The sequence below is a fragment of the Kocuria salsicia genome (assembly GCF_007681555.1).
GTDB classification, from domain to species: Bacteria; Actinomycetota; Actinomycetes; order Actinomycetales; family Micrococcaceae; genus Kocuria; species Kocuria salsicia.
Map to the genome: position 1 here is coordinate 932,562 of NZ_VELE01000001.1, position 11,387 is coordinate 943,948.

At 70.4% G+C, this 11,387-nt stretch carries 8 protein-coding genes and 2 pseudogenes; 4 read left to right on the forward strand and 6 right to left on the reverse strand.

The window, feature by feature from the left end:
- The first annotated feature begins 236 nt into the window (after positions 1-236).
- Positions 237-2,069, forward strand: a complete 1,833-nt coding sequence (locus FS770_RS04230) for a BCCT family transporter (protein ID WP_094395119.1) — start codon at positions 237-239, stop codon at positions 2,067-2,069.
- Positions 2,070-2,172: 103 nt separating this feature from the next.
- Here the strand turns inward: FS770_RS04230 and clpB are convergent, their stop codons facing one another.
- Complete coding sequence (gene clpB / locus FS770_RS04235) at positions 2,173-4,836, reverse strand: ATP-dependent chaperone ClpB (RefSeq protein ID WP_144940948.1); 2,664 nt, start codon at positions 4,834-4,836, stop codon at positions 2,173-2,175.
- A 178-nt stretch (positions 4,837-5,014) separates the two neighbouring features.
- Here clpB and FS770_RS04240 point away from each other — a divergent pair, with 178 nt between their 5' ends.
- Positions 5,015-5,239: a hypothetical protein gene (locus FS770_RS04240; protein ID WP_094395123.1), complete on the forward strand. Its 225-nt coding sequence runs from the start codon at positions 5,015-5,017 to the stop codon at positions 5,237-5,239.
- A gap of 116 nt (positions 5,240-5,355) precedes the next feature.
- Here FS770_RS04240 and FS770_RS13875 read toward each other — a convergent pair whose 3' ends face one another.
- The 3 genes and pseudogenes from FS770_RS13875 to FS770_RS04250 all read right to left on the reverse strand — a co-directional run bounded on the left by FS770_RS13875 (position 5,356) and on the right by FS770_RS04250 (position 7,034).
- Positions 5,356-5,958: a DNA-3-methyladenine glycosylase I gene (locus tag FS770_RS13875; protein ID WP_244944753.1), complete on the reverse strand. Its 603-nt coding sequence runs from the start codon at positions 5,956-5,958 to the stop codon at positions 5,356-5,358.
- A 66-nt stretch (positions 5,959-6,024) separates the two neighbouring features.
- A pseudogene (locus FS770_RS14000) lies at positions 6,025-6,489 on the reverse strand (GNAT family N-acetyltransferase); the annotation flags it as partial.
- Positions 6,468-7,034 (reverse strand): hypothetical protein, encoded by a 567-nt coding sequence (locus tag FS770_RS04250; protein ID WP_144940953.1) that lies wholly within the window; start codon positions 7,032-7,034, stop codon positions 6,468-6,470. The gene FS770_RS04250 and the pseudogene FS770_RS14000, both read right to left, overlap by 22 nt.
- A gap of 88 nt (positions 7,035-7,122) precedes the next feature.
- Between FS770_RS04250 and FS770_RS04255 the strand changes: the two genes are divergently transcribed.
- Positions 7,123-7,797, forward strand: coding sequence for an HAD family hydrolase (locus tag FS770_RS04255; protein WP_144940957.1), 675 nt, complete (start codon positions 7,123-7,125; stop codon positions 7,795-7,797).
- A 169-nt stretch (positions 7,798-7,966) separates the two neighbouring features.
- Positions 7,967-8,617 carry an HAD family hydrolase gene (locus tag FS770_RS04260; RefSeq protein ID WP_144940961.1) on the forward strand — a complete coding sequence of 217 codons (651 nt, stop codon included), beginning with the start codon at positions 7,967-7,969 and terminating at the stop codon, positions 8,615-8,617.
- A 222-nt stretch (positions 8,618-8,839) separates the two neighbouring features.
- Here FS770_RS04260 and FS770_RS04265 read toward each other — a convergent pair whose 3' ends face one another.
- Complete coding sequence (locus FS770_RS04265; RefSeq protein ID WP_145010095.1) at positions 8,840-10,429, reverse strand: DEAD/DEAH box helicase; 1,590 nt, start codon at positions 10,427-10,429, stop codon at positions 8,840-8,842.
- Between the two features lie 180 nt (positions 10,430-10,609).
- A pseudogene (locus FS770_RS04270) lies at positions 10,610-11,356 on the reverse strand (SDR family NAD(P)-dependent oxidoreductase).
- Positions 11,357-11,387 lie beyond the last annotated feature (31 nt).

The window sequence follows — 11,387 nt, forward strand, 5'->3', positions numbered from 1 at the left end:
CTGCGTCTCGTGTCCGGTGGGCGGTGCCGTGTTGAGCACACAGTACGGCCCCGGAGTGTCTTGTCAGTTTTTCGTGAGTCCAGGGTACATGTTTTGACCGCGTCTCGCGCACCGCCCGTGGCCCCGTTCACCCCGGGCCGATCCGCGGCTCCCCGCCGCCTCCGCAAGGGGCCGGTACAGTGGGACGGCCCGGGCGGCGTCGCCCGCGTTTCCCCGCACCAGAACGCAGGTTTCCCATGAGCTCGTCCCCTGACGACAGCCCCCGGCCCACCGGCCAGTACCCCCACGACACCCACCCGGGCCTGGTGCCCGGCGTGTCCGTGGAGGAGCAGCGGGTGCGCTACCGCACCGACAAGATCACGTTCGGTGTCGCCGGTGCACTCATCGTGGGGTTCGTGATCTGGGGCGCGGTGTCCACGGAGTCCCTGACCACGGTCTCGACGGCCGCCCTGAACACGGTGGTGACGTACGGCGGGTGGATCTTCACCCTGCTGGCGGCCATCGTGCTGCTGTTCCTGCTCTACGTGGGCTTCTCCCGCTACGGACGCATCCCGCTCGGCAAGGACGGCGAGGAGCCCGCATACTCCATGGGCTCGTGGATCGCGATGCTCTTCGCCGCGGGCATGGGCGTGGGCCTCATCTTCTTCGGTGTGTACGAACCGGTGACCTACTACATGACCCCTCCCCCGGGGCGCGCCGAGGCCGAGAGCTTCCACGCAATGCACTCCGCCATGGCCCAGACCATCTTCCACTGGGGCCTGCAGGCGTGGGCCATCTACGCGCTCGTGGGCGCCGCGGTGGGTTATGCCGCCTACCGGCGCGGACGGCCGCTGCTGATGTCGGCCATCTTCGGCCAGCGGGCCCACCTCACCGTGGGCGGGCGGCTCATCGACATGTTCGCGATCGTGGGCATCCTCTTCGCCACCTCCGCCTCCCTGGGGCTCGGCACGCTGCAGATCGGCAGCGGGCTGCAGATCGTCACGGGGATGGGCCGGGTGGGCAACGGTGTGCTGATCGCGATCATCGCCGTGCTGACCTGCGTGTTCCTGGTCTCCGCGGTCTCCGGGGTGGCCAAGGGCATCCGCCTGCTGTCCAACTTCAACATGGTGCTCGCGGCCGTGGTGGCGTTCTTCCTCTTCGTGGCCGGGCCCACCGTGTTCCTGCTCAACTTCATCCCCTCCGTGGTGGGCACCTACTTCGCGGAGATGTTCCAGATGCTCGCCCTCTCCGCCTCGTGGGGCCCCGAGGCCGAGGACTTCATGCGCTCGTGGACCCTGTTCTACTGGGCGTGGTGGGTGTCCTGGGCGCCTTTCGTGGGGGTCTTCGTGGCCCGCATCTCGCGCGGTCGCACCCTGCGCCAGTACGTGAGCGTGGTGCTGCTGGCCCCCACGGTGATCTGTGTGCTCGCGTTCTCGATCTTCGGCGGCACCGCCATCTGGTTGCAGCGCTCCGGCACGGACGTTGCCGGCGCCGCGTCCCCCGAGGACATGCTGTTCCGGGTCCTGGACGCCCTGCCGTTCTCCCAGGTCACGCCGATCGCCATCATGGTGCTGCTCGCCGTCTTCTTCATCACCTCCGCGGACTCCGCGACGCTCGTGATGGCCTCGATGTCTCAGCAGGGCAAGCCGGAGCCGGACCGCAAGATCGTGATCTTCTGGGGAGTGGCCCTGGCCGGGGTCGCCGCCGTGATGCTCGCGGTCGGAGGCTCCGACGCCCTGCAGGGGCTTCAGGATCTCGTGACCGTTGCGGCCCTGCCCTTCGCGATCATCCTGCTGGCCCTCATCCCCGCCTTCCTGCGGGACCTCTCCACGGACCCCTTGAGCCTGCGCTACCGCTACGCCCGCACCGCCCTGGACAACGCCGTGCGCCAGGGCATGGGAGACCACGGTGACGACTTCGCTCTGGAGGTCCGTCACCAGGAGGGGCCCTCTGCCGCCGGAGCCGACGTCGACTCCACCGGCGAGCGCATGAGCTCCTGGTACCAGCGCACGGACGAGGACGGGCGCCCCGTCGACTACGACTACGCGCGGGACAGCTACGTGGATCCGGAGCCTCCCGCGCGACGCTGAGCCACGACGGCGAGCGGCGGGTGCGCACGACGAAGCGCCGGGACGGATCACCTCTGTCCCGGCGCTTCGCGCTGTGCTGGCGCGTGGCCAGCGGCGCGCGGGGTCAGTCCTCCACGACCTCCGCGTCCACGACGTCGTCGTCATCCCTGTCACGGGAGGCGTCGGACTCGCTGCGCTCGGCCGTGACCGTGAGCCCGTCCTCGGCGACGTCCGGGTTCACGTCCACCACCACGGTGTCACCGTCCAGGATGGCTCCGGACAGCAGCCCCTTCGCCAGGCGGTCGCCGATCTCGCGCTGCACCAGTCGGCGCAGCGGACGGGCGCCGTAGGCGGGGTCGTAGCCGGTCACGCCGAGCCACTCGCTCGCCGCGGGCGTGACCACCAGGGTCAGGCGGCGCTGCGCGAGGCGGCGGGCCAGCTGGGCAACCTGGATGTCCACGATCTTCGCGAGGTCCTCGGTGCTCAGCGGCTCGAATATGATGATGTCGTCCAGCCGGTTCAGGAACTCCGGCTTGAAGGACGCGTTCACCACGCCCATCACGGCGTCTTTCTTGGCCTGCTCGTCCATCGTGGGGTCCACCAGGAACTGGCTGCCCATGTTGGACGTGAGGATCAGGATCACGTTGCGGAAGTCCACGGTGCGGCCCTGCCCGTCGGTGAGCCGGCCGTCGTCAAGCACCTGCAGCAGGATGTCGAAGACCTCCGGGTGGGCCTTCTCCACCTCGTCCAGCAGCACCACGGAGTACGGGCGACGGCGCACGGCCTCGGTCAGCTGCCCGCCCTCGTCGTAGCCCACATACCCCGGAGGGGCACCGACCAGGCGGGAGACGGAGTGCTTCTCCGAGTACTCGGACATGTCGATGCGGATCAGGGCGCGCTCGTCGTCGAACTGGAAGTCCGCGAGGGACTTGGCCAGCTCGGTCTTGCCCACGCCTGTGGGGCCGAGGAACATGAACGAGCCGATGGGCCGGTCCGGGTCCGAGATCCCCGCGCGGGAGCGGCGCACCGCGTCCGCCACGGCGGTCACGGCCTTGCGCTGGCCGATCAGCCGCTTGCCCAGAACCTCCTCCATGTGCAGCAGCTTCTCGGACTCGCCCTGCAGCATCTTGCCGGCGGGGATGCCCGTCCAGGCGGAGATGACTTCGGCGATGTCGTCCGCAGTGACCTCCTCCGAGACCATGGTGTCCTCGGGGACGCCGCTGGCGTCCTCCTGTGCCTGGGCGGCGTCGAGCTGCTTCTGCGCGGCGGGGATCTCGCCGTACAGCAACCGGGAGGCCTCGCCGAGGTCCCCGTTGCGCTGGGCGCGCTCGGCCTGCGAGCGCAGTTCGTCGATCCGCGCCTTGAGCTCGCCGACCTGGTTCAGGCCAGCCTTCTCGGACTCCCACCGGGCGTTGAGCGCGTCCAGCTCCGCCTGCTTGTCCGCCTTGTCACGACGCAGCGCGGCCAGGCGCTCCACCGAGGCGGGATCGGTCTCGCCGTCCAGGGCGAGCTCCTCCATGGTCAGACGGTCCACCGAGCGGCGCAGCTCGTCGATCTCCTCCGGGGCGGAGTCGATCTCCATGCGCAACCGGGACGCGGCCTCATCGATCAGGTCGATGGCCTTGTCCGGCAACTGACGGCTGGGGATGTACCGGTGGGACAGCTGGGCCGCGGCCACGAGAGCGGAGTCCGCGATCTGCACCTTGTGGTGCGCCTCGTAGCGCTCCTTGAGCCCGCGCAGGATGGCCACGGTGTCCTCCACCGAGGGCTCTCCCACGTAGACCTGTTGGAAGCGACGCTCCAGGGCGGCGTCCTTCTCGATGTTCTCGCGGTACTCGTCCAGCGTGGTGGCGCCGATCAGGCGCAGCTCGCCGCGGGCCAGCATGGGCTTGAGCATGTTGCCCGCGTCCATGGAGCCCTCGGATGCACCCGCGCCCACCACGGTGTGGATCTCGTCGATGAACGTGACGATCTGACCCTCGGACTTCTTGATCTCGTCCAGGACGGCCTTCAGTCGCTCCTCGAACTCGCCGCGGTACTTCGCGCCGGCCACCATGGACCCGAGGTCCAGGGAGATCAGCGTCTTCCCGCGCAGGGACTCGGGGACGTCCCCTGCGACCATGCGCTGCGCGAGGCCTTCCACCACGGCGGTCTTGCCCACGCCGGGCTCGCCGATCAGCACGGGATTGTTCTTGGTGCGCCGGGAGAGCACCTGGACCACGCGGCGGATCTCCGAGTCGCGGCCGATCACCGGGTCGAGCTTGCCCTCACGCGCAATGGCGGTGAGGTCCGTGCCGAACTTCTCCAGGGACTGAAAGGTCCCCTCCGGGTCCGGGCTGGTGACGCGGCGGTCACCGCGGACCTGCGGAATGGCCTCGGCGAGCGCCTCGGTGGTGACACCGGCGTTCTTCAGAGCCTCCGCGGTCTTGTCGTGGCCCGCGGCCAGGCCGTAAAGGATGTGCTCCGTGGAGACGTACTCGTCCTGCAGCTCGCGCGCATAGGTCTCGGCGGCCTGCAGCGCCTGCAGCGCGGTGCGGCTCAGCTGGGGCTGGGCCGTGGAGCTGCCGGACGCGCTCGGCAGCTCGTGGATGATGGTGCTGGCCTTGAGGGACACGGCGTCGGCGTTGGCGCCGGTGGCCTTCAGGACCGCGACCGCCACACCGTCCCGCTGGTCCATGAGGGCCTTGAGGGTGTGGGCGGGCTCGATGTTGGGGTTGCCCGCGGTCGCGGCGTTCGACGCCGCAGAACTCAGGGCCTCCTGAGACTTGGTGGTGAACTTGGTGTCCACAGCATCTCCTTCTGCTTGGCTAACGGATTGTCAATTATCTTGAGTCTAGTCCACTCAACCTGCTTTGTGAAGCCCTCGGCGCCGGAATTCTGGGGGAATTCGGGGGTGGGCAGGCTATGATTAGTGCCCTAATCGTCGGGGTGAGACCACCCCGTCCGTCCCGTGAAAAGGATCTCCCATGTCCCGCCGCCTCGACCCCGACCGCCCGCGCCACAGCCTCTTCAAGCGCTTCGACGACTTCGTCATGAAGTTCGTGGGACCCGCCGACCGCAGCCCCGCGGACCTGCGCGGCAACGAGCAGATGAGCGAGCAGACCCAGCAGTGGTATAGCAACCTGCAGTCCGAGTACGAGATGGTGAAGGACGCCCACGGCCAGAGTTACCTGCGCCGCCGCGGGAGCTGATCCCGGCCGGGCACCCCGGCCCGGCGGCGTCGTTGACCCCCTCCTCACCCCTCGTCGTCAGCAGGCGGCGTCAGGGCACGACGACGCTCGCCCCGTTCCCTGAGGCCCGACCCGCCTCACGTCCACTCACCCGAGCTGCCGCGCCGGTGGCTGCCCACCAGGTGCGTGTCCACCATGCCGATCGCCTCCATGAGCGCGTACATGGTGGTGGGCCCCACGAATGCGAACCCGCGTCGCTTCAGCTCCTTTGACAGCGCGGTGCTCCGCTCGGAGACGGTGGGGACCTCCGCGAAGCGCACCGGCTCGGGCGTCTCCTCCGGGCGGAAGGACCACACGAGGTCCACGAGGCCCTCCTGCTCGCGCAGCGCCACCGTGGCCCGCGCGTTGGTGACTGCGGCGCGGATCTTGCGCTCGTTGCGGATGATCCGCACGTCACCCATGAGCCGCTGCACGTCAGCCTCGCCCATCGCGGCCACGGCGTCCGGGTCGAAGTCGTGGAAGACCTCTCGGAACGCCGGCCGCTTGGCGAGCACAGTGCGCCACGAGAGCCCGGACTGGAAACCCTCGAGCACGATCCGCTCGTACAGCCCCACCTCCTCCCGCACGGGCATGCCCCACTCGTGGTCGTAGTACTCGCGCAGCAGGGGGTCCCCGGCCGCCCAGAGGGGGCGTGCCAGGCCGTCCTCACCCACCACCAGGTCCGGATTCTCCGCCGCCAGCTCGAAGAGCTCGCACTCGGCGTCGTAGTAGGCGCGGGTGCGGCCCCGGTGCGTCATCCCCAGCCGTCGGCAGACCGCCTGCGAAGCAGTGTTGTCGGGATGGGTCACCGCGACCACCCGGTCGAGGCCCGCGGTGAACGCGTGGTCGAGCACGGTGCGCGCCGCCTCGGTGGCCCAGCCGCGACCCCACGCGTCCGGGTGCAGGTGCCACCCGACCTCGACGTCATGCGCGGTGTCCGTGCCTGAGTCCGGGATGGGTTTGAGCAGCACGGTGCCGAGAGGAGAACCATCCGGCTCGCACACCGCCCACACGCCGAGCACCGGATCCGTGTCCCAGGCGGCCTGCCACCCGGCGATCTTCTCCCTCGCCGCCTCGAGCGTGGTGGTGCGCGCGGTGCCGTTCCCGAGGAAGCGCTGCACCGCCTCGCGCGAGTAGAGGTCGCGGACGAACGCGGCGTCGTCGGCGTCGTAGGTCCGCAGCAGAAGCCGCGCGGAGCGCAGGGGCACCGTCATGACCGGGGGCCCGACCATTGCTGCTGCTCCCGCTCCAGCCGGTCCAGGCGCTCGTCCTCGGTGAGCGGATCCCCGCGCAGACGACGGGCCGTGACACGCTGCTCCGTGACGGCCAGCAGCACGAGGGCCACGGCGAGCGCCACGGTCAGCACTCCGAAGATGTTGACGAAGCCGTAACCGAGCTCCAGGAACTCGGCCCCGGCCACGTGGGTGAACAGGGAGCGCATCCCCTCGGGAGTGGCGTCCGGGAGGAAGAACCCGAAGCACGCGGTGACGACCCACGCCGCTGCAGCGGTGGCCATGGTCCGGCGGGTCACGGAGCGGGAGGGGTGGTCCAGGCTGTCCCGGCGGAAGAGCGCGGCGGCCACCACGTGCAGCGCGAGCACGGGCAGGGCGATCGCCAGGGCGTAGACCGGTGCGAGGCTGCCCAGCAGCCCGGCCAGGCCCCGCCCGAAGCCGACCCACAGTGCCAGCGCGGCGGCCACGACCACCATGACCACGGGGAAGCTGCGGGCGAGAGCCGAACCGGGTCTCGCGGGGAGGATCGGGGCCGGGGAGCTCATGGCCCCCATGATAGGTGTCCTCCGGATGGTGGCCGGTGGCAGGTGGCGGGTGCCGAGCCGTGTCGGAGCGGGGACGTAACCTGGGCCCATGTGCACCTCACAGTTCCCCCGGGCCGTCCTCTTCGACCACGACGGCACCCTTGTGGACACCGAGCCGCTGTGGGAACGGGGCAAGCAGCGGATCACGGCCGCGCACGGCGGGAAGTGGTCCGAGAAGGACACCCGGGACACCCTGGGGATGCCGCTGTCTCACACCATCCGCCGCCTCGGGGAACTGGGAGTTCCCGGCAGCCAGGAGGAGATCCAGCGTGAGTTCCACGGGATCCTCCGGGAGGTCCTGGCCGAGGACACGCCCACGTTCATCCCGGGGATCGAGCCCCTGCTCCACGAGCTGGACCGGGCCGGGATCCCCGCCGCGATCGTCACCAACGCCACCTCGGAGGTGGCCCGTCACACCGCCGGCCGCGCCCCGGACAACCTGTTCCGGGTGGTCATCGGGGACGAGGAGGTGGCCCAGGGCGTCACCCCCAAGCCGGATCCGGACGCCTACCTCGAGGCTGCACGCCGCCTGGGGGTCGCGCCCGAGGACTGCGTGGTCGTGGAGGACTCCCCCTCCGGAGCAGCCGCCGGCGTGGCCGCGGGCATGGCGACCGTGGTTGTCCCCGGTGAGCAGGCTGTGGAACCGGGGCCGCGGATCGTTCACGTGCCCGAGCACGCGAGCCTCACACTGGACTTCCTGCGCTCGCTCGCGCCACGGGACTGAGCTGCGCTCTGAGCCGACACATGCTGGGACGGGCCGAGCAGCCCCCGGTTCCTGACCTCCTCGGAGCTGGGCCCTCCGGCCGCGAACCCCACGGCACCGTGCCTTCACGGGTTCCAACGGCGCCCGCCTGGTTCCGTTCTTCTCCGTCGTTCCCTGCCGAAAGGTGACCATGACCTACCCCCGAGCAGTCCTCTTCGACCACGACGGCACGCTCGTCGACACCGAGCCGCACTGGGCTGCCGCCAAGCGCCACGTGGCCGGCACCCACCAGCAGAGCTGGGACACCGAGGACGACCACGCCACCCTGGGCGGTACGGTGCAGGACGCCGCCCGGCTCATGGTCGAGCGCGGCGCCACCGACTCAGTGGAAGAGATCACCCGGCAGCTGGCGGAGCACGTGATCGGCAGCGTGGACCACGAGATCCCGTTCCTGCCGGGCATCCCCTCCCTGCTGCGCGAGCTGAAGGAAGCGGGGATTCCCGCGGCGATCGTGACCAACGCGCTCGGCTCCGTCGCCCGGACCACCTCAGCGGGCGCCCCGGACGTCCTCACCCGGATCGTCTCGCACGACGACGTGTCCCGCGCCAAGCCGGACCCGGAGCCCTACCTCGCGGGCGCTCGCCTGCTTGGCGTCCCCCCGCGCGACTGCGTGGCCGTGGAGGACTCCGAGCCGGGTGTGGAGAGCGCCGTGGCCGCGGGCATGACCGTGGTGGTGGTCCCGGGAGACAAGCCCGTTCCCGAGGGACCGCACCGTGTGTTCGTCAGTTCCCACGAGGACGTCACGCTCGACTTCCTGCGCTCGCTCACCCCGCCGGCCTGAGCCCCTGGGCGGGTGCCGACTCCCGAGGCGGCCACACCGCCGGTGGGCGAGACCACGGTGATTCGGCCGCACGAACACGGCACCTGAGCGGTTCGACACCTTTGGAGCGGCCCCCGGTACGACGAGCCCCCGGCCCGCGCAATGCGGACCGGGGGTTCGGTGGTTCAGGGGGCAGCACCCACCGCGCGGTCACGCGGGCGGGGCAGCCTCCCGGGACTGGACTCAGCGCGAGGGCTGACCCGAGCGGTTGTTCTGCCGACGACGCTGCGCCGCCGCCGTGGCGCGGTCCGGCACCTGGCCGACGCCGCCGCGCTGCGACGAGCCCACGCGGGCGCCCCGCGGGGAGGACGTGCGCGCCGAACCGGACCCGGCGGCGTCGCCGCCCTGACCGCGGCGCGACGTCGAACGCCCGCCGCGGGAGGATCGCCCGGAGTCCGAACGCTCGGAACGGCCGCCGCCCTGGCCCTGGCCGCGCCCCTGGTTCTGGCGCTGGCCGGAGCCCTGGCCACCGCGCTTGGAACCATTGCGGCCGGAACCACCGCGCTGGCCGCCGGAACGGCCACCGGAGCGACCGCCCGAACGGTTGCCGTCACCGGACTGCGTGGCTGCCGGGGCCGCCTTGGGAGCGACGCGCTCGGCGCGCTCGCCCACGAGCTCCTTCACGACCTCGGAGTTGGGGCCGACCTCGTCCACCTGCGGAGTGACACCCGCCTTCTTCATGAGCTTGTTGACGTCCGAGCGCTCCTCGGTGGTCGCGATCGTGATGACCGAACCTGAGGCACCGGCGCGGGCGGTGCGGCCCGAGCGGTGCAGGTAGGACTTGTGCTCGGCGGGCGGGTCGATGTGCACGACCAGCTCGACGTCGTCAACGTGCACGCCGCGCGCGGCGACGTCCGTGGCCACGAGCACGCGCACGTCGCCGTCCGAGAACGCGCCGAGGTTGCGGTCGCGCGCGCCCTGCGAGAGGTTGCCCTGCAGGTCCACGGCGGGGATGCCGGCCTGGCTGAGCTTCTTGGCCATCTTCTTGGCGCGGTACTTGGTGCGCGTGAACATCATTCGACGGCCCGTACCGGAGGCCAGCGCCTCGATGAGTGCCTGCTTGTCGTCCGCGTGGGTGACCAGGACCTGGTGGTCCATGGTGGTCACCGCAGCCTGGGCGTTGTCCGCCGAGTGCAGGACCGGATCCTTCAGGAACTTCTTGACCAGCACGTCCACGCCATTGTCCAGCGTGGCGGAGAACAGCAGACGCTGCGAGCCCTTGGGGGTCTTGGCGAGGATCCGGGTGACCACGGGCAGGAAGCCCATGTCCGCCATGTGGTCCGCCTCGTCCAGAACGGTGACCTGGATGTCGTCGAGCGTCAGCAGGCCCTGCTTGATGAGATCCTCGAGACGGCCGGGGCAGGCCACCACGATGTCCACGCCGTCCGCGAGCGCCTTCTCCTGGCGCTTCTGGGAGACACCGCCGAAGATCACGGTGGTGTTCAGCCCGGCGGCCTTCGCCAGCGGGGCCACGGTGCGGTCGATCTGGGTGGCGAGCTCCCGGGTGGGGGCCAGCACCAGCCCCGTGGGCCGGTGGGCACGACGCCGCGTCCGGGCAGTACCCGGGGCCAGTCCGGCCAGGCGGGTCACGAGCGGCAGAGCGAACGCCACCGTCTTGCCGGAGCCCGTGCGACCGCGGCCGAGCACGTCACGGCCGGCGAGGGAATCGGGGAGAGTCTTCTCTTGGATGGGGAAAGCTTCCGTGATGCCCACGCGGGCGAGGTCAGCGGAGAGCGCCTCGGGCACACCGAGGTCTTCGAAAGAATGAGACAAGGAACGTCTTTCAGGGTTGGTCCGCGCGAAACGATTTCGCGCGCACGCGCCGTGAGTCGGGCGCGAACTGCGCGCCTCGGACCGGCGCGCCTCTACCCCGCAATATGTACGGGGGAACCGGTCCAGTCTACACCTCCTGCCCGGTGGACCCCACCAGGGGGCGGCCCTCGTCTCAGCGCCTCACACCGCGGCGTACCCGCCGTCCACCAGGTAGTACCCTCCCGTGATGAACGAGGCCTGGTCCGAGAGCAGGAAAGCGGTCAGCTGCGCAACCTCTTCCGCCGTGCCGAGGCGGCCCATGGGGTGCTTGGCAATCAGGCCCGCGAGGACCTGCGGGGGCACGCTGCGCAGCAGCGGGGTGTCGATGTACGCCGGGCCCACCGCGTTGACCCGGACCCCGCGCTGGGCGTAGTCCACACCTGTCTGGTGAGGCCCATGAGGCCGTGCTTCGCCGCGGTGTAGGCGCTGTGGCCGAAAGTGGTGGCCACCGTGGAGTGGATGGAGCCGATGTTGACGACTGCTCCTCCCCCGTACTGCTCGATCACCGGCAGCTGGGCGTGCATCCCGTAGGCCACCCCGTTGAGGTCGATCGCCACGGTGCGCTCCCACGCGTCCAGGTTCGTCTCCCCGAGGGCCTCCATCTGCCCGCCCACACCGGCGTTGTTGACCGCGTAGTGCAGGCCGCCGTAGGTCTGCACGGCGAAGTCCACGGCGGCCACGGCGTCGGACCTGCTGGCGACATCCTGACGGATTCCCGCGGCGTCGCCCCCGGCCGCCATGATGGCCTGCACCACGTTGTCGATGCCCGTGGGGTCGATGTCCGTGACCACCAGCTTCGCGCCGCGGCGCGAGGTCCTTGGCGACCGCCTCCCCGATTCCGGAGGCACCTCCGGTGACCAGTGCTACACGGGACGTGAACTCTGACATGGCATCTCCTGGGCGTGGGGCGGTTCGTGAA

Coding starts and splice junctions, on each gene's coding strand:
- FS770_RS04230 (WP_094395119.1), top strand. CDS start 237: ATGAGCTCGTCCCCTGACGACAGCCCCCGGCCCACCGGCCAGTACCCC.
- FS770_RS04240 (WP_094395123.1), top strand. CDS start 5,015: ATGTCCCGCCGCCTCGACCCCGACCGCCCGCGCCACAGCCTCTTCAAG.
- FS770_RS04250 (WP_144940953.1), bottom strand. CDS start 7,034: ATGAGCTCCCCGGCCCCGATCCTCCCCGCGAGACCCGGTTCGGCTCTC.
- FS770_RS04255 (WP_144940957.1), top strand. CDS start 7,123: ATGTGCACCTCACAGTTCCCCCGGGCCGTCCTCTTCGACCACGACGGC.
- FS770_RS04260 (WP_144940961.1), top strand. CDS start 7,967: ATGACCTACCCCCGAGCAGTCCTCTTCGACCACGACGGCACGCTCGTC.